Source organism: Hymenobacter sp. BT491, assembly GCF_014349165.1.
Classification (GTDB): domain Bacteria; phylum Bacteroidota; class Bacteroidia; order Cytophagales; family Hymenobacteraceae; genus Hymenobacter; species Hymenobacter jejuensis.
Genome location: NZ_JACSJJ010000003.1, coordinates 1032669 through 1054842, shown reverse-complemented (window position 1 = coordinate 1054842; position 22174 = coordinate 1032669). Strand labels below are relative to the sequence as shown.

Genomic DNA, 22174 nt, shown 5'->3' with positions numbered 1-22174 from the left:
AATATATTTCCTTACTGCACGCTCTCAAACTGGCGCAGGAAGCGCATGTCGTTTTCGGTGAACAAGCGCAGGTCTTTGATCTGGTATTTGAGCATTGTGATGCGCTCGATGCCCATGCCCCAAGCGTAACCCGAATAGCGTTCGGGGTCGATACCGCTCTTCTCCAGCACGTTGGGGTCGACCATGCCGCAGCCGCCAATTTCTACCCACCCCGTGTATTTGCAGATGTTGCAACCCGTGCCTTTGCAAATCAGGCAGGTGATGTCGATTTCGGCGCTGGGCTCGGTGAAGGGGAAGAACGACGGCCGGAAACGAATCTGGATATCCTGTCCAAACATCTCCTGCACGAAGTAATACACGGTTTGCTTCAGGTCGGCGAAGCTGACGCCTTCGTCAATGAAAATGCCTTCCACCTGATGAAACATCATGTGGGCGCGGGCCGAAATAGCTTCGTTGCGGAACACGCGGCCAGGCATAATGCTGCGGATCGGCGGCTTCTGCGATTCCATCACCCGCACCTGCACGGTGCTGGTGTGCGTGCGCAGCAGGTGGTCGTTGCCGGGATTGGCGGGGTCGCGTGTCACGAAGAACGTATCCTGCATGTCGCGGGCCGGGTGGTTTTCGGGGAAGTTGAGGGCCGTGAAGTTGTGCCAATCGTCCTCAATCTCAGGCCCTTCGGCGACGTTGAAGCCGATGCGGGAGAATATCCGCACCATCTCCTCGCGCACCAGCGACAGCGGGTGGCGCGTGCCCAAGGCATTAGGCACAACGGGCAGCGTATAGTCGAAATACGGGTCGGCGGGGGCATTTTGCGCGGCGGCTTCCAACGCCTGCTGGCGGGCGTTGAACTTGTCCAGCGCTTGCTGCTTGAGCTGGTTAAGCTCCTGACCCACAGCGCGGCGCTGCTCCTGCGGCACCGTCTTGAGCTGGTCGAACAAATCGGCTAGCTGGCCTTTGCGGCCGGTGAAGGCGATGCGGAACTGGTCGAGCTGTTCCGGGGAAGTAACATCGTAGGCTTCGATTTCGGCCCGTAGTTGCGTGATATTCTCCTGCATAGTAAGGCAAAGGTACGGTTCGTAGGCCAACAAAACGCACGCCAGCCGGCCCAGAAGCGGTAACGAGCCCGGAATAGGAAATTGGTACGATTGCTGTATTAAGTAGCACTACCAGCCGCGAAACAGATGGAAAGAGGAGGCGCCCCACACTCTATCGGAAGCACGTCGGCATGCTTAGTTCCTTTCTATCACGTTGATTTACTTCTTGTTATGAATCGCCTTCTTTCTTCCTTGTTCATAGTGGCCGCGCTGTTTGTAAGTGCTGGCGCCAAAGCGCAGTCTGCTTCTTCAACGGTTGCTCAACCCGCCGCGGTTGACCCATGGGCCACGGCTGCACCTGCCTCCGAAGAGGCTTCTAAAGACTACAACACGGGTTGGATGAGTGCGCCCGGCATGAGCCTAAGCCTGCACGACAAACCCAGCACCGATTACAATGGCCGCCCCATCAAAGCGAAAGCTAAGGCGCGGCGCGCCAGAACTAACGTTGGAGAAATGCCCACCGAGGAAATGCCTGCTTATTACTCGGGCATCATGGTTGCGCCGGGCATGAGCATGACGGCCAATGAGCGCCCCAGCACCGATTACTGGGGGCGTCCGCTGCACCAGCCGGTGCGCCGCAGCAACTCCACGCTGGGCACCCAGCCTACCTCCCTGGAGCCAGTCGGAGCATCTGCCAGCGCCGATTCTTGGTAGGCTAAATCGCCTCTGTAACCGAAGCCGGGCCACCTTTCGTGGCCCGGCTTCGGTTGGAATAATCCATGGGCTGCGTTTCGCCGTATACCCCCTTACCGAGCGTCATTGTATTTCCTCTAGTCCGTCTTCTTCCCATGAGAAAGTTCCTCTTACTTGCGTCGTGTGCCTGCCTACTGGTTGGACTTAGTGAAACCCAAGCCCTGGCTCAACAAACCAAGACCAAGGTAAAGGGCGGTTACCACGGCACCAGCGCTTCGGGTACGCGCCGGGCGCGGTCGGGGGCGTATATGGCGTATAATCGGGCTAACCGCCGCAACGAAGAAGACATGAAGCTTGCTCCGGGAATGCGCATCAACATGCCAGCGCCTCCCACCACCGACTACATGGGCCGTCCGCTGAAGAAGAAAACAAAACCAGTATTGGGCGCAACGTCTATCTCTTCGGAAGTGCCGACCAAAACGTCTACTACTACCTCAAAACGCCGCTAACAGCTGTTTTCTGAGTTTTTCGAAACTCATCTTAATTTGCACTGATCGGAGAATCGGTTTGCAGAAGGCACTTTTAAAGACGCTCGTGCGTATAAAGCAGTAACGACCTCTCACTGCTAATGCACACCTTCTATATGTCACGTTTCTTCTTTCCGTGTTTATTAGCGGTAGCTACCCTCAGCAGCTCGGCTGCGCTGGCCCAGCAAACCACTACCACCGCGCCGGCTCAGCCTGCCGCCGCACCGGCAACTACTTCTGCTAAGCCCGATGCCGCTTCTCAGTGGGCAACGCCTGCTGCAACGGATAACGATTCTGACCCCATGTGGCGGTCAGAAGGTCAGATAACCGCACCCGGTTTCACGTCGTCGCCTCCGATGCGCGTGCGCTACGACTATCGGGGCCGCCCTATGGGTGGTCGTCCGGTAAATCGGCCTACGGTAAGATCAACTGCGCCTGCGCTATCGCCCGTGCAAAACGCTGCTGCCGCTACGGCTACTACGCCTGCTGCCGGGGCCGTGGCTCCTGAGGCAACTCCGGCTGCTGCGCCCGCAACTGCTGCTCCGGTAGCGGCACCTCAACCTACATCTACTGCTTCTAGCTTAAAGGCAACGCCCGCCACGCGCAAGCCAGCAGCTGCGCCGGCTAAAAAACCAGCACCAAAAAAGGTGGCCAACGATGGTTGGGGCAATAGCAACAGCGGCTGGTAATCTGGCTTCCAGTATTCTAATTACCCCAACAAAAAGCCCCCCTGCTCAGCAGGGGGGCTTTTTGTTGGGGTAAAATTTGAGTTACTCGGCCTCCGCAGCCAGCAATAAGGTTTCAGCGGGAGCCTTAGGCTCGGCCCGGTAATACAGCGTACTGCTATTCTCGGGTCGCAATACCTCCTGCGCAGCGGCTAATATCGCCTCTGGGGTAACTGCTTGAATATTAGCACTTTCCTGATTTACGAGATTGGCGTCGCCCATCAGCTTGCAGTAAGCGAGGTTCATGGCTCGGTTGAGCAGCTCAATCTCTCCGAAAACGATGCTGGACTCTGCCTGATTCTTGACCTTTTCCAGTTCTTCGGCTGGCACCAGCTCCGAGCGCAGCTCTTCTATTACTTCCTGCACGGCAGCATCGGCCTGCTCAAGCGTTACGCCAGCGTTGGGTTTGCCGCTGATGACCACCAAACCCGGCTCCAGCGAGCCCGTTACGGAAGCCGAAATGGAGTTGAACAAGGGCCGATCTTTCACCAAACGTTGGTACAGCCGCGACGATTTGCCCCGACCCAATACATCGCTGAGCAGGTCTACGGTGTAGTAGTTGGGATCTTGGCGGCTGGGCATGTGGTACACTTTGTAGAGCGCGCTCAGCGGCACATCGGCAGTTGTTTCGAGGAAGCGCGGCTCGGTCTGGCGCGGCTCTGCGGGGAGCTGGCGCTCGTACTTGGTGCCCCCTGGAATCGGGCCGAACCACTTCTCGGCCAAGCGCTTAGCATCGGCCAGCGTAACCGCGCCGGCCACCACCAAAATCGCGTTGGCCGGTGAGTAATGCTTTGCAAAAAACGCCCGTACGTCGTCCATCACGGCGTTCTCGATGTGGCTGACTTCTTTGCCGATGGTGGCCCAGTTGTAGGGGTGTTTTTGATACGCGAGCGGCCGCAGCTTCAGCCACACATCGCCATAAGGCTGGTTGAGGTAGTTCTGCTTAAACTCTTCGACCACCACTTTGCGCTGCACTTCGAGGCCATTCTCAGAGAAAGCCAGGCTCAGCATCCGGTCCGACTCCAGCCAGAAGCCGGTTTCGATGTTGTTGGCGGGCAGCGTGAGGTAATAGTTGGTAATGTCGGGGGAGGTGAAGGCATTGTTCTCGCCGCCCACCATCTGCAACGGTTCATCGTAGCTCGGAATATTAACCGAGCCGCTAAACATCAGATGCTCAAATAGATGCGCGAAGCCCGTGTGTTCCGGGTCTTCGTCGCGCGAGCCGACGTTGTAAAGCACGTTGAGCACGGCAATGGGCGTAGTATGGTCTTCGTGCACAATGCAGCGCAGGCCGTTAGCGAGGGTGAATTCTTCGAAATGAATCATGAGGGCAATAGGAAATCAGACGAGGCCGCATTCTAGTAACCTGAGAAACAGGGTACAGGTTTAAGTGCAATATAAGACACGCTACAAACCAAGCAGCTCCCGCAGCAACGCATCAATGGCCGTAAGTTGGGGGCGCAACAGCGTTTGGCGCACATAGAGGCGTACTTTGCCCACGTTATAATCTTGACTACCAAGTTGTTGCTGATCGATGTAGCGGGCAACTTCTACTGCGCAGGCGCGGGCTTGTTCGGCGAGGCCCATATGCAGCGGGTTGGACGCGTCGAAGCGGGGCAGAGGCACGTCCAGGATTTTGCGCGACACATCGCGGGCACCAAACAGGCCACTGGATTGAAACGGCTTCATGGCTTCGTTGGCTGCATCGGAATTCAGGAATGCAGCTAGGTAAGCGGCCTCATTGGCATCGTGAGTATAATACGCGTAAGCTGCTTTATCTACCACAAACTCCAGATCTAAAGTACCGCGCTCGTATACCACAGCATTGGCGTCTTTGGCAGAACCCGAATACATAACTATAAAGGGAGCATCAAAATCTTGTTGCACAAGACCTTTTTGAAAATCTAGGCGCTTCAGCAGCGTCATAGAGGCGCCTCGTTCTGTCTTGTTCGCCTCCCATACGTCTGAGGATTTAGTAAACCAAGAACTCATTTCGAGATGGCCCTTGTTTAGTAAATCTGGGGGAGGTAGCAGCTTCACAAAAGTTTTGGAAATGTCCTGCTCAACTTTTTGTTCAAACTCGATTGGAAGCAATATCAAAGGCGGGGGCAATTAGACCGAATGGAATTAAGTGACGAGCCAGCGCCGTTCGAAATAGAAAGTTAGTATTGATTCGTCCGTGTTGCATCAAGCCTTTCCATCGGGCGTCACCAAATTTCTCATTCTCCTCATCTGAGTGAACATGAATAATGCGGTTCTTCCAATCTGGCGGTTGTTTTCCTTCAGTTACTACGAAGTAAAAGCTTCGGGGCAGAATTGAAGCTCCTTGACGGAACAAAGACCTATAGTAATTCTCGCCTTGTTTGTGGTCAGCTGCGGAGGTTGTAAACGCCGACCCTGTTTTCTTCTTAGTCAGAAACCATTGGGTATCAGTAGATACGAGCCGATGCTTGACCTGCTCCCAAGTGGCATTGGGGCGGCCCGAAGGTACGCGCCCTTTCCAGCTGAGGCCCGGCAGCCCTTCGGCTGGCGGCTGGCGTAGCACCGGCCAAGCCTGAGCAAACAGTACGCAGGCCGGCACCGGAAACAGCGGCTGAACGCCCTGCAAGTCCCAGATGCCGGTGAGGCGGAATCCCTGGGCTACGCCCCCGCGTGTGGCTTCGTGCTGGTCGGACGACAGGAAGCTACGCGGCAGTACAAAGGCCAGTTGCCCACCCTGCCGCAGCAAATAGCTACTGATGTGGCTCAGAAAAATGGCTGCAATTTCGAGTTGAGGCATCAAGGCCTTGCGCTTGGGTTCGAGACCGTGGGCCTTCGCTAGTTGGAGCAGCAGCTTCTGGTAGTCGGCGTTCCTTACCGAATTATAAGTAAACCACGGCGGGTTGCCGAGCACGTAGTCGAACTGTTGGCGCAGGAAGAACGGCCGGTACGTATTAAGCAGCATAAACTGCCAAATAGAGTCGTGGCGCTTTTCCTTGGCGCGCTTCAACTCGCGATATACATCGTAAAACTTGTCGTGCAGCTGCGCGGGCGTATTGGGGTTGCGCTGGGCAATGGCCTGGGTGAGAGTAGCTTCCGATACCGGGTCGCTGCCCTGGGTTTCGACGGCAAAGTACTCGGCCACTCTCACTGCTCTATCGAAAAGCTCGGGATGGTTGAGCGTTTCGTTCGGCAGAAATACCGGTTTGCGGTCGATGTACAGCCTGAATTCTTCCTGAAACATGGCGAGGTCGGCTCGCTTGAGCGGCATCAGCAAAGAGTTGGAGAGGTATACACGCAGGTGTACCGGCTGGCGGGCTTGGCTTACGCGCTCCTGACCCAGCGCCAGCAGTAAAGTGGTTTTAGCAATCTGGACCGACAAGGGGTGAATATCAATGCCTGCCACCTGTTGGCACAGTTCCTCCACCGTGAGGTCGGGGTGAAGCTGGGTCAGGCGCCGCACCGTTGCCAGCAAAAACGAGCCGCTGCCGCAGGCTGGGTCCAGCACACGAGCCGTGCGCTCGAAGTCAAAATGCTCTGCTACCTGTCGGCACAGCCAATCGGGCGTGTAGTACTCGCCCAATGCCTGCCGGGTACCCACGTCGATGAGGTGCTGGTATACTCCCTTCAGAATATCGGCTTCGGTGCGGGCAAAGTCGTAGTCGGAAATTTGCGCCGCAATGCGCTGAAATGCAGGCAACAGCCGGCGAAAATATCGAGGTATGGTCACCCACTGGTAAAAATCGGCCTCCACGAAGTTGGCGACTTGAAACTGCTCAAACATGGAGCCGTCGAGCACGCGGCGCATCTCCTCATCGTCAATGTGCGGATCGCGGGTTAGTAGCTCGTAAGCAATAAGCTTGGCAAACACACTCAGGTAAGTATGCACCACAAATACATCGCCGGAGCCCTCGAATGAGCCGTACGCCACACTCATGAATTTCTGCCATTCTTTGTAAGCAGTAGCCAACTCAGGTTCGTGCCGGACCTCCTCATAGAGGGCTTTCAGTTGCCCATAGGCCTGCATAAACAATACAGAAGTGTCGCCGAAATCGAGCAGAATATTGTCGAGAGTCGGCGTCTGCTTTTCGAGTCGGAACAGGTGCCGGTCGATGAAGGCCTGAAACCCGTCGAGTGTGGCCGTGCTGAGCGTAAATGCCTCAGTTTCCTTTAGCTTCACGTCCTCAGGTGCCAAATAGGTTTTGTTGAGGTAGCTATCGGGCGCTACGCCATACACTTTCCATCGTATGCCGTCGGTGGCTAGCAGCCGGAAATCCTCGGTTTGGTGGGAGTTGAAATTGCCGGCGAAGTATTCCTGCAACTGAAACTCGGCGTGCCGCAACTTTGCCGGAGCCTTAATGTCACTTTCAAACTCGATGATGACTTTCCGGTACTGCGTATCGGCAAAGCCTGTCTTAGTTACTACCCCCCCCTATGTTTTTTGCTGATATTCAATACTTTACGCTCTGCGCCAGCCGCAAAGTCATTGATAATGGCACGAGCGTCTTCGCTTTTTCCGAAGGCTTGATTGAGGTAATTGCTGAAGTATTCCTTCCGTACGGTTTCATTATTGGCGCTGGAAATACGGTTAAGATAGTTTTGTACGATAGACAAAGAATTCATTTTTCCGGAATGAGATGTCGGATATAGGTTAGTTTCAAAGGTACATAGTAAGCTTGGGGCGGAATACAATTGATGCGACATGCAGTCGCGAATTCTGCAAAGGCGGCTCTATAATTTTCCTTCCCGGCCAAACCCGTACTTTTGGCACCGCCAATCTTTCCACCCGCCCGCTATGGTCTTCAACCGTAAAGAGTACTCCCAGGATGTGCTGCTGCACCTCTACCAAAACCTGCTCAAACCGCGCCTGATTGAGGAAAAAATGCTCATTCTGCTTCGGCAGGGGAAGGTAAGTAAGTGGTTTTCAGGCATTGGGCAGGAAGCCATCTCGGTAGGCAGCACGCTGGCCTTGGAAGCCGATGAATACATTTTGCCGCTGCACCGCAACTTGGGCGTGTTTACGGGCCGCAACGTACCGCTCGACCGGCTGTTTGCGCAGTGGCAGGGCAAAACCCACGGTTTTACCAAAGGCCGCGACCGCTCCTTTCATTTCGGTACCAACGAGCACCACATCGTGGGCATGATCTCGCACCTGGGGCCGCAACTCGCTGTAGCTGACGGCATTGCGCTGGCTGATCTGCTGGATAAAAAGCATAAAGTGACGCTGGTGTACAGCGGCGACGGCGGCGCTTCGGAAGGCGATTTCCACGAGGCGCTGAACGTGGCAGCCGTGTGGCAGCTGCCGGTCATCTTCATGATCGAAAACAACGGGTACGGCCTGAGTACGCCCAGCAACGAGCAGTTCCGGTTCAAGTCGTTTACCGACAAAGGTCCCGCTTACGGCATGGAGGCCGTGCAGATTGACGGCAATAATGTGCTGGAAGTGTACGACACGGTGCGCCGCCTCGCCGAAGACCTCCGCCAAAACCCGCGGCCTATCCTGCTCGAAGCCCTGACTTTCCGGATGCGCGGCCACGAGGAGGCCTCCGGTACCAAGTACGTACCGCAGGAGCTGTTTGAGGAATGGGCTCAGAAAGACCCGGTCGAAACCTACGAAAAGTGGCTGCTCGACGAAAATCTGCTGGATCAGGAAGCCCGCATGCGCTTCCGCGAAACCATCAAGCGCGAAATTGAGGAAGGCCTGAAGGTGGCAGATGCACTGCCTATGCCGGTAGCCGATGTGGCCACCGAAATAGCTGACATGTACCAGCCCTTCGAGCCAGCTAGCTCGGAACAACCCGCTGCCGACGCACCCAGCACCGAAAAACGCTACGTAGACGCCATTTCCGACGGCCTGCGCCAGAGCATGGAGCGCTACCCCGAACTGGTGCTCATGGGCCAAGACATTGCCGAGTATGGTGGCGTGTTCAAAATTACGGACGGCTTCGTAGCGCAGTTTGGCAAGGAGCGCGTGCGCAATACCCCACTGTGCGAATCGGCCATTCTGGGCGTAGGCCTGGGGCTGAGCATCCGGGGCAAAAAGGCGATGGTCGAGATGCAGTTTGCCGACTTCGTAACCTGTGGCTTCAATCAGATTGTCAACAACTTAGCCAAGAGCTATTACCGTTGGGGACAACACGCCGACGTGGTAGTGCGCATGCCTACCGGTGCTGGCTCGGCGGCGGGGCCGTTTCACTCGCAAAGCAACGAAGCGTGGTTTACCCACACGCCGGGCCTGAAGGTGGTGTTCCCCTCTAACCCTCACGATGCCAAGGGGTTATTGAACGCTGCCATCGAAGATCCCAACCCCGTCATGTACTTCGAGCACAAGCTGCTCTACCGCTCCATTAGTGGCCCCGTGCCGGATGCTTATTATACCACGCCCATCGGCAAAGCGGCCCTGGTGCGCGAAGGGGAGGAGATGAGCATCATTACCTACGGAATGGGCGTGCATTGGGCCACACAACTGGCCGACGAACTCAACCTTTCGGCGGATATCTTGGATTTGCGCACCCTCTTGCCCTGGGACGAAGAGGCTGTGCGAAAGACAGTTAGAAAAACTGGTCGCGTAATCCTGCTGCACGAAGACACGCTCACGGGCGGCCTTGGCGGCGAAATCGCGGCCTGGATTGCGGAGCATTGTTTTCAGCACCTAGATGCGCCGGTGCAGCGCGTGGCCTCGCTGGATACCGCCGTGCCGTTTGCGCCGCCGCTGGAAAAGATTTTCCTACCACAGCAGCGCCTGCGCGAGCGCGTCGAGAAGCTATTGGCTTATTAAGAAGTGATATCTATTAACTATCTGACTTACAAGTATTTGTGAATTATTGTTTAGGATTCTTCCGGAGTCGTTATCTTTCTGCTTGATTTCGTGCTTACTAACGTGCCAGTTGGCGTCATGAGTTTGAGTATTTCGCGTGTGTTGCGCCGGAGCGTAGGGTTTGTTTTGTTGAGCGTGTTGCTCCTCGGGGCGTGCCGGCCCTATCGGCTGCCTACTCCCACCGGGCCTCCTCAACCCAAAGTGAAGGCCAGCAAAGCTCCGGCTGACCAAGCCGCCGACGGCCGAACTCTAGGCGGCCCGGCCACCGAAATCAAGCCCCAGAAAAACAGCTACGACAAGCACGGGCTATTGAAAAAAAGCAAGTACGAGCGGCGGCGTCTGAAGCACAAAGTCGGGCAGCGCAAATTCCTGGGTATCACGCTGCCTTTCTAGTTATCGCGTTAGCCTGGTGGTGTCGTTTTGCGTACAACGAAAGGCTGCTACCCTCTCAATCCCCGTTTTTTTAGTGTATCCGTCTATGCGTCTGTTCTTGGTTGCGGCTGTGTTGTTCTGTGGTATGTCGGCTGCGGCGGCTCAAACAAAATCCATTTCGCCGGGCAAGCAACGGTCCGAAAACCGCAAGGCGCTGCGCGATGCTCGCCGTTCGTCTGCCGAATACAAAGACTCACATTTGGCCGTCAACAAAGCCACCTTCAAGCGGGGCGCCAGCGGCCGGCAAATCACCCAGAGCGACGGCCGCGATAAGTTTAAGTTCGATAACAGCGGTATGCCGCGCGTAAGCGAACCATCGCACGTGAGTTTGCGTCTTCGTAAGAAGAAATCCACGCCACAAAACTGACTTTCCCCATGATATCCTGGCAACCACTCACCCAGCCCGAACAACTAACCGATATCGTACGCGAGTCGCACGAGCAGCCGGTCATGATTTTTAAGCACAGCACGAGTTGCTCCATCAGCGCGGCGGCCAAAAGCAAATTGGAGCGCCAGTGGGACGAAGCGGGCCTGCAAGAAGCAAAAATCTACTACCTCGACCTGCTCCGCTACCGCCCGATTTCGGCCGAAATCGCGCAGCAGTTTGGCGTTCGGCACGAATCGCCGCAACTGCTGCTGATCCAAGACGGCGAGTGCCGCTACGATGCTTCCCACATGGGAATTCGGTTGAGCGACATAAAAAACCAACTAGCGCAATAATCAGCCAATCAGTTAGTTATACATCGTAGCTGCCATGCTTCGCCGAATCCTTTTTCGCGCCGCATGGCAGCTATTTTATTCGGTTTGCAGCCGGCAGGAAAACTGAACCTGCTGCCGGCTTTGCGGGTTCAGAATAAGCGCCAGCGGGCACGTCCGGGCGATGTTTTCAAGCAAAGCCTGGTCTTACTCTAGCCAGCCATCGGGCCTGGGCACGGCTTTGGGGCGCCGACTGGCCGCTATAGCGAGCAGCAGTGCAATTTGTAGTTCAAAATATGACGATACGATGGCTATAAATTTACGTACTTTCGATAGCGTTGGACCTAACACGCCGCGCCCTTATTGGTTCTATTCCTTTCAAGCTTCGTTGTTAGCTGTGCGCACTTATCTCACTTCCGGATTCTTCCTGCTTGCTACCTTGGGCGCCGGTACGGTGGCGCGGGCGCAGGGTACTACTTCTTCCGACGAGCCCTCGTACCGGAAGGAATTCACGTACGGTGTGAATTTCAATACGCAAGGCGGCCTCATCGGTGGCGTAGCGGTGCGCTCGACCCACGTTCTGTCGCAGGACTGGGCGCGGTTCTGGAGCATTGAAGGCGTGGAGGTGAAGCACCCCAAGGAGCAGAAAGTGGTGAACCCCAACACCGGCGGCACCTTCGTGATCGGCAAGAGCAACTACCTGTTTGTGTTGCGGCCTTCCTTTGGTGCTCAGCGGGTTATCTTCCGCAAAGCTCCCGAATCGGGCGTGCAGGTGAATGCGCTGGCGGGGGCGGGCCCTTCCATTGGCTTGCTGATGCCTTATTACATCTACTACGATTATACCCAGCGCGACCCCAACGGGCGGCCCCTTACCTCCGAAGACATCCGGGCCGAGCAGTACGATCCGTTTAAGCATTCCAATGGCAGCCTGATCGTTGATCGTGCGCCGTTGTTTTCGGGGGCGGGCGAGTTCAAGGCCAACATTGGGGCGCATGTGCGCGGCGCGCTCAGCTTCGAGTACGGCCGCTACCGCGACGCTGTGGCGGGTATCGAAACGGGCTTTTTGTTTGAGATGTATCCTAACCGTCTCACCATTCTGCGCGCTAACACCGTGCCCGATAGCAAGCTCAATAACCGTTTCTTCCCTTCTGTATACCTGACCTTATATTTGGGTCACAGGAGTTAACTACATGATGTACAGATAAATATAAAATAATCTGTATTGTGCTGGCCTTGTCACGCTGAACAGAGCTTTGGCTCTTGGTTCGCGACGGACGAGGCCTTTTGCTTTTCTACACGAAGACGACGAACGCTCAATAGTGAAAACCGCAGCACAAAACGGCGGCTCTCTTTGTTGAGGGGAAACTAACTTCTCCCCGGACCGGGTAACTGGCAACCGGCAACTGATAACTACCTTTGCAGCATGGACGAATTGTTGCTGACCCTGCCCATCATTCAGCCCGAAGCGGCTGCTCCGGCCGCTCCTGCCAAACCACGCAAGCCCGACTGGCTCCGCGTGAAGCTCCCCGTAGGCCCAGCCTACGCCAACGTTCGCCGCCTAGTGGACGAACACAAACTGCATACCATCTGCGAAAGCGGAAATTGTCCTAATATGGGCGAGTGCTGGGGTGCCGGCACGGCCACCTTTATGATTCTGGGTAACGTGTGCACGCGTTCGTGCTCGTTTTGTGCTGTGGCCACGGGCCGCCCCAACGAATACGATACCGACGAGCCCCGCCGCGTAGCCGAAGCCATCCAACTCATGGGTGTGAAGCACGCCGTGATTACTTCCGTTAACCGCGACGAGCTCAAAGACCGCGGGGCTAGCATCTGGCTCGAAACGGTGGTGCGCGTGAAGGAACTTTCGCCTTCTACGACCATTGAAACGCTCATTCCCGACGTGAAAGCCAACTGGGAGGCGCTGGACACAATGATCGCTGGCGGACAAGAAGTCGTGTCGCACAACATCGAAACGGTGGGCAGCCTCTATCGTTTGGTGCGTCCGCAGGCCAAATACGATCGCTCGCTGGAGCAAATCCGGCGCACGAAAGCGGCTGGCAAGCGCACCAAATCGGGTATCATGCTGGGCTTGGGCGAGCAGAAAGACGAGCTGTATAAAGCCATGGACGACTTAGTCGAAAACGGCCTCGACATCCTGACGCTTGGCCAGTACCTGCAACCTACCAAGCGCCACCTGGAGGTAGCCGAATTTATTCATCCTGATCTCTTTGCCCATTACCGCGAAGAAGGCTTGCGCCGCGGCCTGAAGTACGTAGAGTCCGGTCCGTTGGTACGCAGCAGCTATCACGCTGAGCGCCACGTAAACGTGCCGATTTAGCGCAGTGAAGCTTATCAAAACAAAAGCCCGATTGCACTGCAATCGGGCTTTTGTTTTGATAAGCAGATCGTTGTATTAGCGACGAGCTTGGTTGTCTTGGGGCGGGTACGTGCCCAAGATGCCACCGACAATGCGGTACACTTCTTCCTGCGAAATGGTCTGGTTGTCTACCTGCGCCTGCCCTTGGCCGCGCCATGCTAGTTCTTTGCGCTTAGCATCCACCAAATCAATGATCACAGTGCCGGCTCGGTAGTTGGTAACCGGCGTGTAGCCACGGTAGCCATAGCCATATCCGTAATAAGGATAGCCTAAGCCATTGTAGTAAGGCGAGATTTGTTGCTTGTCTTCTACTTTGGCATTGTAAGCGACGTACAAATCAGGGTTCGAATCGACGCGCGTCAGGCCTTTGCGCGACATCTCGGCCTCCACGGCAGAGCGCAGGCGCTGATCCAAGAACGATTGGTAGCCTTTGGCAGGGCCGCCTTCTGCGTCCGTGACTTGTTGCGGATACCAAGCCCAGGTTTTGTAGTTCCGGAAGTTCACGCTGTGGTCAAAATCCGAGGTAACGCCAACGCGCGACGAAGTGCAACTGGAGGCGCCCAACAACAACGACAGACCAACCGCAGCCAAAGCGGCCGGGCGGGCAAAGAAACGGGTGAGACGGTTCATATAAGCTGGTTGCATGATTAGGTGAGGGGCTTACTTTGGCCGCTTCCGAAACTCGGAAAAAGGTGGCTTTTCGGCTTGTCTTATAAACGTTGCAGTATAGACCAACGTTCCCAGAATGCAAAAGTCGGCTGCTCTATTACACGTTAAATTTTCCTGAATATTGCTGGCTGAGCTTGATATTTTGCTATCTTACCCGCATAAACCTATCATATGACTTCACGCCTACTACTCCTGTTATCTCTTGCTGCACTTGCTTCGTGCAGCGCCGCCAACAACGAAAGCAGCAGCAACCGCAAAAATCAAGGTCCGGTGGCCCACAACACGGTAGTCGAGTGTATACTATACGACGGTATGACCAAGCAGTCGGCCCAACTCTCCACCATTGATTCTGGAGCAGAAGTGCAGGTTATGGATACGGTAGATGCGTATTTTGTCAAAGCCCGCGTCTCAAAAGACGGCAAGGTGCTGAACGGGTACATGTACCGCACTTGCTTCCCGCAGCGCTAGCCCGTTTGGGAGCAGTTCTCGGCAAGGTTTCTTTCTGAAAGTTGAGCTTCGCCTAACTGCTTATAATACAATAACATAGAAAGCGCCCGGCTTGTATAAGCCGGGCGCTTTCTATGTAGGATACTCAACTGCTGTTTGGCAGCCAAACCTTGCTGCTAGTACGAAGGGCCTTTGTCGGTAGCGACCAGTTGCTCCTCCTGATCAACGTAGTCTTCCAACGGCGTGCAAGAGCAGATGAGGTTGCGGTCGCCGTAAGCCGAGTCAATGCGGCTCACCGAAGGCCAGAACTTGGCGCTGCGGGTATACTCGGTTGGGTACACCGCCTGTTCGCGGGAATACGGCCGGGTCCATTCGTGCGTGAGGGCGGTAGCTGCTGTGTGGGGCGCGTGCTTCAACACGTTTTCCTTGGCATCGGCACGGCCTTCTTCGACGTCGCGGATCTCTTTGCGAATCGAAATCATCGCCTCGCAGAAACGGTCAAGCTCTTCTTTGCTTTCGCTTTCGGTCGGCTCAATCATCAGCGTGCCCGCCACCGGAAACGATACGGTCGGGGCATGAAATCCGTAGTCCATTAGGCGCTTGGCAATGTCCTCGACTTCAATACCGGCCTTTTTGAATTGACGGCAGTCCAAGATCATCTCGTGGGCACAACGGCCTTTAGAGCCCGTGTACAGCACCGGATAATGCTCTTCCAAGCGAGCCTTGATGTAGTTTGCATTAAGGATAGCCGTTTGCGTGGCCGCTTTCAAGCCCTCACCGCCCATCATGGAGATGTAAGCGTAGGAGATAGGCAGAATGCTGGCCGAGCCCCAAGGTGCTGCCGAAACCGCACCCGTTGCTTTCTCATGGCCTACTTCGATCACTACGTGGCCGGGCAGGTACGGCGCTAAGTCGGCGACTACACCGATCGGGCCTACGCCCGGACCGCCGCCGCCATGCGGAATGCAGAAGGTTTTGTGCAGGTTCAGGTGGCACACATCGGCACCGATGGTGGCGGGCGACGTCAGGCCAACCTGCGCATTCATGTTGGCGCCGTCCATGTACACGCGGCCGCCGTGCTGGTGAATGGTCTGGCAGATGTCGATGATCGTTTCCTCGTACACGCCATGCGTGCTGGGGTAAGTCACCATCAGGCACGAAAGGTTAGCAGCGTGCTGCTCAGCCTTTTGCTTGAGGTCGGCGACGTCGATGTTGCCGTCTTCGGTGCTCTTTACCACCACTACCTGCATGCCGGCCATCACGGCCGAAGCCGGGTTGGTGCCGTGCGCCGAAGCCGGAATCAGGGCGATGTTGCGGTGCAGATCACCGCGCGATTCGTGATACGCCCGGATTACGAGCAGACCAGCGTATTCGCCCTGCGCACCGGAGTTGGGCTGCAAGCTAACGGCTGCAAAGCCGGTTACTTCGCACAACCAAGCCTCTAAGTCATTGAAAATCTGGGTGTAACCCTTGGCTTGCTCACGTGGAGCGAAAGGATGCAGGCTTCCGATTTCAGGCCACGTTACCGGAATCATCTCGGCGGTGGCGTTGAGCTTCATGGTACACGAACCCAAAGCAATCATGGAGTGCGCAAGGCTCAAGTCCTTGTTTTCCAGCTGCTTCATGTAGCGCAGCATCTCGTGCTCGCTGTGGTGCATGTTGAAGACGGGGTGCGTGAGGTATTCGCTTTCCCGCACCAGGCCGGCTGGCCACGTCAACTCTACCTCTTCGGGCAATTCCACGCTTCCGGATGCCGTTTTGCCCAATACTTTGGCAAACACCGCCACGATCTCGGCCACGTCGCTGGCTTCCGTATTCTGGTGCAGCGAAATGCCGACGCGGGCGTCGTCGAAATAGCGGAAGTTGATGCCAGCAGCTTCGGCTTCCCGCTTCACGGCTTGTTGCAGCTCCGCGCTTTCCAGACGAATATTGAGCGTGTCGAAATACGCTTCGTTGGTTTGCTCTGCGCCTAAGCTGGCAAGTTGCTTTTCCAGCAACTGCGTGTGCGCGTGAATGTTAGTGGCAAATTGCTTAAGGCGCTGTGGCCCATGGTATACGGCGTACATGCCCGCCAGCACCGACAGCAGTACCTGCGCCGTGCAGATGTTGCTTGTGGCCTTTTCGCGGCGGATGTGCTGCTCGCGGGTTTGCAGGGCCATGCGGTAGGCTTTGTTGCCCGCCGCGTCCACGCTTTGACCAATGATGCGGCCCGGAATAACGCGCTTGAAGGCGTCCTTCGTGGCAAAGAAGCCGGCGTGCGGTCCGCCGTAGCCCATTGGCACCCCGAAGCGCTGCGAGTTGCCTACGCAGGCATCGGCGCCCATTTCGCCGGGCGAAGTGAGCAGCGTCAGCGACAAAAGATCGGTTGCCACGACCACAAACAGGTTGTGGCCGTGTGCTTCTTTTATAAAATCTTGATAATCAAATACTTGGCCGTCAGCGGCTGGGTATTGCAGGATGGCGCCAAACAGCGCTTCATCCGACAGATCAGCGGTGCGGTGGTCGCCGACTACCAGTTCGATGCCGAGCGGCGTGGCGCGCGTGCGCAGCACGTCGATGGTTTGGGGCAACACCAAGTCCGATACGAAGAACTTGGTCGCGTTCTTCTTTTTCGACTGGCTGTGAAACATGTGCATTGCCTCGGCCGCCGCCGTGCCCTCGTCGAGCAGGGAGGCGTTAGCGATTTCAAGGCCCGTCAGATCAATAATGACCGTCTGGAAGTTGATCAGCGCTTCGAGGCGACCTTGGGCAATCTCGGCCTGGTAAGGCGTGTAGGCCGTGTACCAACCCGGATTTTCCAGAATGTTGCGCTGGATCACGGCCGGCATCTGGGTGTCGTGGTAGCCCAGACCGATATAGTTTTTGAAAATGCGGTTCTGACCGGCAATCTGCTTGAACTTGGCCAGGAACGCGCGCTCGGTAAGCGCAGTCGGGAGGTTGAGTTCGCGCTTGAGGCGGATGGCCGCCGGCACAGTTTCGTCGATAAGCTGATCCAGCGAGTCCACGCCGATGGTACGCAGCATGTCGGCTACCGCCGCAGCATCGGGTCCGTTATGACGGTCCACAAACACGTCGGCGGGCTTGGTCTTCAAAAGCATAAAAAGAAGCTAGAGGGTGGCGACAGAAAGAGGCCTACGGGGCCGAGTCCTAGACAAAGGTAAGGCGAAAACCCGACGCGGCATTGCCGTGAGAACGTGTAGTTTTGCCCACCACCCTCCCAACCCATAACCGATGCAAAAAGTTAAAATCGGCCTGATTCGCGAAGGAAAAATTCCCGCCGATCGCCGCGTGCCGCTTACTCCCAAAAAGTGCGTCGAAGTGCAAACCACCTTTCCCAACGTGCAGATTGTGGTGCAGGAAAGCCCGATTCGGAGCTATTCCGACCAAGAGTACCGCGACCTCGGCATCGAAGTGCGGGCCGATATTTCCGATTGCGACATTCTGATGGGTGTGAAGGAAGTGCCTGTAAATCAGCTGATTGCCAATAAAACCTATTTGTTCTTTTCGCACACTGTCAAGAAGCAGCCGGCCAACCGGGAACTGCTGCGGCAGGTATTGAAAAAGAACATTACGCTGGTCGACTACGAGTTGCTCACCAACGACCGCGAGGAGCGCATCGTGGCGTTTGGGCGCTACGCCGGCATCGTGGGGGCGTACAACGGCTTGCTCACGTACGGCCGCAAATTCAACCTCTACGAGCTCAAGCCCGCTTGGCAATGCGTGGACATGGACGACATGCAGGAAGAGTTTTTCAAGGTGAAAAAGCTGCCGCCTATCAAGATGGCCGTGACGGGTTCGGGGCGGGTGGCGCAGGGCGCGCTCGAAGTGCTCGACCGCATGGGCATTCGGCGGGTGAGCGTATACGATTATCTGTACCTGGATTTTCGGGAGCCGGTGTACGCGCAGCTACGCTCTTCTGACTACAACGCCCGCCTCGACGGCCGCGTGTGGGATACGCCGGACTTTCACCACAACCCTCACCTCTACAAATCGACGTTCGATAAGTTCTTGCCCGTCACGGACTTGCTGATTGCCTGCGCCTACTGGCACCCAACGGCGCCGAAGCTTTTTACGGAAGAAGACACGCGTCGGCCCGACTTCCGCATCACCACCATCGCCGACGTGACCTGCGACGTAAATGGCTCGATTCCGTGCACCAAGCGGGCCAGCAGCATTGCCGATCCGGCCTTCGACTACAACCCCCAGACCGGCCAGCTCGAAGCGCCTTATTCGCGACCCGATAACATCACGGTGATGGCCGTCGACAACCTGCCGTGCGAGCTGCCGCGCAATGCTTCGCGCGATTTTGGCCGGCAGCTTATCGACAATGTATTTCCGCATCTGGTTGGCAGCCAATCGGATGAGGTTATTGAGCGGGCAACCATCGCCCGCAACGGCAAGCTGACGGAGCGCTATCAGTACTTAAGCGATTACGTCGCTGATTGATAGTTTAGCTGTATATATAACCAATTGATAGTAAAGTGTTTATAAGAATGCATTGCTCAATAATTCGGCTTGTATGCGTCGCGGCCGAAGACGCCGTTAGGCTGCAAGGCTAGGAACGCGCCGCTGCGCAGGCGATCGCGGTTTTCGGGAATGTTGAGGGTGTAGACGGGCTTGTTCTGGGCGCTTGGGCTGAGCAGGAGGTGCTCCAGCGTACCGCCGGGGGTGACGTAGGGCACAAAGAATTTATCGGCTAGCTGCGCAATAAGTTGGTTGCGGATGTCGGCGGTTTCGGGGGTTACGGTCGTGGTATCGGGCTCGAAGGGCGACACGAATAGCAGGCGTCCGGCGTCAATTTCAGGACCGTATTCAAACCGCAGCTTGGGCTGAATGCCCCGCCCCAACACGTACACAATTGGTTGGGCGGCGCCTTGCAGCAGATACCGAAATACCGACTGCTCGAGCTGCGAATGAAAGCCCGAAATGATGCAGTGGCCGCGGTAGCGCTGCTCCAACGCCCACAAATACGTGCCGCGCTCGGCGCAGGTAGGGTAAACGCGCGAACAGAAAAAAGCTGTTTTAGGCAGCTGAAGCAAGGCAGTGTTGCCCAAAGTGCGCAGTTCCTCCGGAGCAATGGTCATGCACAAATCTCAGTAACTCCCCATGCTGGCTGAAGCCAAGCACAAGTACAAAACAAACCTGACGTAAAAAAGCCCCGGGCTGGCGCAGGGCGCACGGCTCGGGGCTTTTTTAACCCGGAGTTATACTTAACTCCTTGAGGATTTAGAAGTTGCGGTGAAACCAATCTTTGATTTCGTCCACAGTATGACCGGTTTTCTGTTGTAGGCGGCCGAACCATTCGTCCTGCTGACCTTCCTTATATTCAAGGTCATCGTCGGTGAGGTTGCCCCACTGTTGTTTGGCTTTGCCTTTTACTTCGTTCCAGCCGCCGCGGGCGCGCAATTCCGTTTGGTCATTGACATTATTGTTATTCAAGTCCATGGCAGTAAGGGTTTGGGTGGAAAGAAATGTATTTCTACCCCATACGTTAAGCCCGGCGGTAAGGTTGAGGTAAGCAGTCCTTAAAGGCGACGCTATTGCCCCGGAATATCTCAACTAAAGCCGTCGCGAAGCAGATAAGCGATGATGGCCACTGCCACTGCCCCCGTTCCAAGTGCAGCGCCAAAGCCGCCAATGGCGCTCCCAGCCTTCTTGCGGCGTGCCTGCTTTCGGTAGGCAGCCATGTAGCTAGGATTAGCGCGCAGTTCGGGCGAGAGGATTTCAAAGTTTTTTTCGCTGGGCCGCACGCTGGCCAAGGTGGCGACCACGCCCACGCCAAGCACCGGGCCGATTACCGGAGCCCGGGAGCGCAGGGCTAGCAGAGGCACTGCAATTGTGGCGCCGTAAGCCCCCCAAAAGGTGCCGACGGTAGAGTAGTTGCGTTTAGCGTCCTCGCGGCCTTTGGTAGCCAGCTCGGCATCGGTGAGCGCAGGGGCCACTGTGCTATTGCCGGGCAGGGCGGGGTTGTGCAGAATGCGCTTTTTGCCGTCGGCGTACCGGATAAGGAAAACTACATCTGTATTCAAGTGCAGGGTGTCGGTGCTGCCCGCGGGCGTTTCAGGGAGGTACACTACTTCGGCCGGAGTCACCCGTACCACCTTGCCCAGCACCTCCACGCCGTCGGTGCGCGTAATGCGGTCCTGGGCGGAGGCGGTGGAAAGTGAAAACAAGCAAAGCAGGGCGGTTAGAAAAGCAATAAGCCGAGAGGAGACCATGTATTGAGTTGTGATAGAGTTAGTTATAGGATAATCAAATCAATGTGCGCTGAACAAGGCGGCTATAAATATCATTGTCACGAGCACGCCCGCCCCCATACCCGCACCGTAGCCGGCGGCGGCTTGGCCCAGCTTTTTGTTTTGGGCCTGCTTGCGGTAGCCGCTTACATAATCGGCATTGGTCAGCAGCCGAGCATCGGGCACCACGAATCGGGTCGCTGGAGGAGCGGTAGAGCCCACCACGGCCCCGGTCACGATGCCGCCTAGGCCGTAAGCCGGCAGCGTGACGAGCGTAGTGCCAAACGTGCCCCAGAACGCGGCCGGTGATTTGTAATATTTGCGGGCATCGAGGCGGCCCTGCTCGTATGCCTGGGCGCTTGTCAGAGTTGGCCCTTCCGAAGCAGTGGGCGCGGCCGGGTCGTGCAACACTTCCTTCGTGCCGTTGGCGTAGCGAATCAGAAATACTGAAGCGGCCGCCAGCTGAAGCGTATCGGTTTTGCCGGCTTCGCCGGAAACGTAGGTTACTTGCTCAGGGCTGATAGCCAGGACTTTGCCCTTGGTTTCTTCACCGTTGGTCTGCAAAATTACGTCCTGCGCTTGGCTTAGCAGCGGCACAAAAAACAAAATCAGAAAATAGAAGTGTCGCATGGGGATTAAGTTAATCAATTGATAATCAAATGGTTAATTGCGCTTCGAGTTGAAGCCGAAAAGCAGGCTGAAGCGGGCCCCGCCGTTGCCCGGAACCACAGCAAAGTTGACCGGAAAGTTGACCCCGTTGGCGTGGAAAGAAGTGCCCACGGCCAAGGCAATGTTGGCCGACACCGGCGTCAGGTTGGGGCCCAGGCCAAACTCAAAGCCTTTGGGCCCGCGTATGCCAATCAAGCCGTTGATGCTCGGAATAAACTTACCTTGCTCAAGTCCGCCAATCAGCGGTACGATCTCAAACAAGCCCGCCGTGCCGTTGGGCATTCGAAAAATGCGGGTTTCAAATTGCCAGCCAAACTGCGTCAGAAACGGGTTGAGGTTGTGGTAGCCATCAATTCCCCGCGCTTTATTCAGCATGCCGCCCGTGAGCACGGTGAAGCCCAGGCGCGGCCCGCCCAGCTTGATGTGCTCGAAAGCCGGCTCTTCGTCGCCGGGCACTACCGGGCCGGTGATAGGCGTGGGGGCGCTACCCACGGAAGGCTGCGCGCCGGCGGGAAGCTGGCTCAGGATTTCCTTCGTGCCATTGGCGTAGCGAATCATAAACACCTCCGACTTGCGCACCGAAATCAGGGGGCCGTCGGGGTTGTCGGTGCGCTTATACTTGACTTCAGTGGGCGAAATCTCCAGCACTTTCACTTGGAGTTCGTCGCCGTTTTGTTTGGTCAGTACGTCCTGCGCCCACGCCGGGGCCGTCAGCAGGAAGGTCAACAGGAAGAGTAATGCGTGTCGCATGGGGGGAGGGGGTTAAGAACGACACGAAGATGCAGAACCGGGACGGCGAAAATCTAACGGATATTTTGTTTATTTAGACATTGGAATCCAATACTATGTATTGATAACTGGCTTATAATAAGA

23 protein-coding genes are annotated in these 22174 nt (G+C 56.2%); 11 read left to right on the top strand and 12 right to left on the bottom strand.

Annotated features, from left to right (window positions below; genetic code table 11):
- Nucleotides 1-11 precede the first annotated feature (11 nt).
- A complete protein-coding gene (pheS, locus tag H9I52_RS16050; protein WP_187454666.1) occupies nucleotides 12-1055 on the bottom strand; it encodes a phenylalanine--tRNA ligase subunit alpha in 1044 nt (347 codons plus the stop codon).
- A gap of 210 nt (nucleotides 1056-1265) precedes the next feature.
- On the opposite strand from pheS, the gene H9I52_RS16045 reads away from it, so the two are divergent.
- The 3 genes from H9I52_RS16045 (at nucleotide 1266) to H9I52_RS16035 (ending at nucleotide 2943) form a co-directional block, all read left to right on the top strand.
- Nucleotides 1266-1748 carry a hypothetical protein gene (locus tag H9I52_RS16045; RefSeq protein WP_187454665.1) on the top strand — a complete coding sequence of 161 codons (483 nt, stop codon included), beginning with the start codon at nucleotides 1266-1268 and terminating at the stop codon, nucleotides 1746-1748.
- A gap of 134 nt (nucleotides 1749-1882) precedes the next feature.
- The gene (locus H9I52_RS16040; RefSeq protein WP_139515603.1) at nucleotides 1883-2236 is read left to right on the top strand and encodes a hypothetical protein; all 354 of its coding nucleotides are present in this window, start codon (nucleotides 1883-1885) and stop codon (nucleotides 2234-2236) included.
- A gap of 134 nt (nucleotides 2237-2370) precedes the next feature.
- A complete protein-coding gene (locus H9I52_RS16035; protein WP_187454664.1) occupies nucleotides 2371-2943 on the top strand; it encodes a hypothetical protein in 573 nt (190 codons plus the stop codon).
- 81 nt (nucleotides 2944-3024) lie between these two features.
- On the opposite strand, the gene H9I52_RS16030 is transcribed toward H9I52_RS16035, so the two are convergent.
- The 4 genes from H9I52_RS16030 to H9I52_RS16015 all read right to left on the bottom strand — a co-directional run bounded on the left by H9I52_RS16030 (nucleotide 3025) and on the right by H9I52_RS16015 (nucleotide 7581).
- Complete coding sequence (locus H9I52_RS16030; protein WP_187454663.1) at nucleotides 3025-4305, bottom strand: M16 family metallopeptidase; 1281 nt, start codon at nucleotides 4303-4305, stop codon at nucleotides 3025-3027.
- Nucleotides 4306-4386: 81 nt separating this feature from the next.
- Entirely contained in the window at nucleotides 4387-4833 is a 447-nt protein-coding gene (locus H9I52_RS16025; protein ID WP_187454662.1) for a hypothetical protein, read from the bottom strand.
- Nucleotides 4834-5053: 220 nt separating this feature from the next.
- Nucleotides 5054-7300: an N-6 DNA methylase gene (locus H9I52_RS16020; RefSeq protein WP_187454661.1), complete on the bottom strand. Its 2247-nt coding sequence runs from the start codon at nucleotides 7298-7300 to the stop codon at nucleotides 5054-5056.
- 80 nt (nucleotides 7301-7380) lie between these two features.
- The gene (locus H9I52_RS16015) at nucleotides 7381-7581 is read right to left on the bottom strand and encodes a hypothetical protein (RefSeq protein ID WP_187454660.1); all 201 of its coding nucleotides are present in this window, start codon (nucleotides 7579-7581) and stop codon (nucleotides 7381-7383) included.
- 172 nt (nucleotides 7582-7753) lie between these two features.
- Between H9I52_RS16015 and H9I52_RS16010 the strand changes: the two genes are divergently transcribed.
- From H9I52_RS16010 to lipA, 6 genes are all read left to right on the top strand, one after another.
- Complete coding sequence (locus H9I52_RS16010; protein ID WP_187454659.1) at nucleotides 7754-9736, top strand: thiamine pyrophosphate-dependent enzyme; 1983 nt, start codon at nucleotides 7754-7756, stop codon at nucleotides 9734-9736.
- A 90-nt stretch (nucleotides 9737-9826) separates the two neighbouring features.
- Nucleotides 9827-10168 (top strand): hypothetical protein, encoded by a 342-nt coding sequence (locus H9I52_RS16005; RefSeq protein WP_222940519.1) that lies wholly within the window; start codon nucleotides 9827-9829, stop codon nucleotides 10166-10168.
- Between the two features lie 85 nt (nucleotides 10169-10253).
- Nucleotides 10254-10574, top strand: a complete 321-nt coding sequence (locus H9I52_RS16000) for a hypothetical protein (RefSeq protein ID WP_187454657.1) — start codon at nucleotides 10254-10256, stop codon at nucleotides 10572-10574.
- An 8-nt stretch (nucleotides 10575-10582) separates the two neighbouring features.
- A complete protein-coding gene (ytxJ, locus tag H9I52_RS15995; RefSeq protein WP_139515609.1) occupies nucleotides 10583-10927 on the top strand; it encodes a bacillithiol system redox-active protein YtxJ in 345 nt (114 codons plus the stop codon).
- A 373-nt stretch (nucleotides 10928-11300) separates the two neighbouring features.
- Entirely contained in the window at nucleotides 11301-12089 is a 789-nt protein-coding gene (locus H9I52_RS15990) for a hypothetical protein (protein WP_139515610.1), read from the top strand.
- 249 nt (nucleotides 12090-12338) lie between these two features.
- Nucleotides 12339-13241, top strand: a complete 903-nt coding sequence (gene lipA, locus H9I52_RS15985) for a lipoyl synthase (protein ID WP_222940546.1) — start codon at nucleotides 12339-12341, stop codon at nucleotides 13239-13241.
- Nucleotides 13242-13316: 75 nt separating this feature from the next.
- On the opposite strand, the gene H9I52_RS15980 is transcribed toward lipA, so the two are convergent.
- Nucleotides 13317-13910, bottom strand: coding sequence for a DUF4136 domain-containing protein (locus tag H9I52_RS15980; RefSeq protein ID WP_165699366.1), 594 nt, complete (start codon nucleotides 13908-13910; stop codon nucleotides 13317-13319).
- 210 nt (nucleotides 13911-14120) lie between these two features.
- On the opposite strand from H9I52_RS15980, the gene H9I52_RS15975 reads away from it, so the two are divergent.
- On the top strand, nucleotides 14121-14417 hold the full coding sequence (locus H9I52_RS15975; protein WP_187454656.1) for a hypothetical protein: 297 nt from the start codon (nucleotides 14121-14123) through the stop codon (nucleotides 14415-14417).
- A 155-nt stretch (nucleotides 14418-14572) separates the two neighbouring features.
- On the opposite strand, the gene gcvP is transcribed toward H9I52_RS15975, so the two are convergent.
- Entirely contained in the window at nucleotides 14573-17494 is a 2922-nt protein-coding gene (gene gcvP, locus H9I52_RS15970) for an aminomethyl-transferring glycine dehydrogenase (protein WP_187454655.1), read from the bottom strand.
- 133 nt (nucleotides 17495-17627) lie between these two features.
- Here gcvP and H9I52_RS15965 point away from each other — a divergent pair, with 133 nt between their 5' ends.
- Nucleotides 17628-18842, top strand: coding sequence for an NAD(P)-dependent oxidoreductase (locus H9I52_RS15965; RefSeq protein ID WP_187454654.1), 1215 nt, complete (start codon nucleotides 17628-17630; stop codon nucleotides 18840-18842).
- A gap of 56 nt (nucleotides 18843-18898) precedes the next feature.
- Here H9I52_RS15965 and H9I52_RS15960 read toward each other — a convergent pair whose 3' ends face one another.
- The 5 genes from H9I52_RS15960 to H9I52_RS15940 all read right to left on the bottom strand — a co-directional run bounded on the left by H9I52_RS15960 (nucleotide 18899) and on the right by H9I52_RS15940 (nucleotide 22051).
- Nucleotides 18899-19480 (bottom strand): DNA-binding protein, encoded by a 582-nt coding sequence (locus H9I52_RS15960; protein ID WP_187454653.1) that lies wholly within the window; start codon nucleotides 19478-19480, stop codon nucleotides 18899-18901.
- Between the two features lie 142 nt (nucleotides 19481-19622).
- Nucleotides 19623-19841, bottom strand: coding sequence for a CsbD family protein (locus H9I52_RS15955; RefSeq protein WP_139515616.1), 219 nt, complete (start codon nucleotides 19839-19841; stop codon nucleotides 19623-19625).
- 110 nt (nucleotides 19842-19951) lie between these two features.
- Entirely contained in the window at nucleotides 19952-20569 is a 618-nt protein-coding gene (locus H9I52_RS15950; RefSeq protein ID WP_187454652.1) for a hypothetical protein, read from the bottom strand.
- An 84-nt stretch (nucleotides 20570-20653) separates the two neighbouring features.
- Entirely contained in the window at nucleotides 20654-21262 is a 609-nt protein-coding gene (locus H9I52_RS15945; protein ID WP_187454651.1) for a hypothetical protein, read from the bottom strand.
- Between the two features lie 33 nt (nucleotides 21263-21295).
- On the bottom strand, nucleotides 21296-22051 hold the full coding sequence (locus H9I52_RS15940; protein WP_187454650.1) for a hypothetical protein: 756 nt from the start codon (nucleotides 22049-22051) through the stop codon (nucleotides 21296-21298).
- Nucleotides 22052-22174 lie beyond the last annotated feature (123 nt).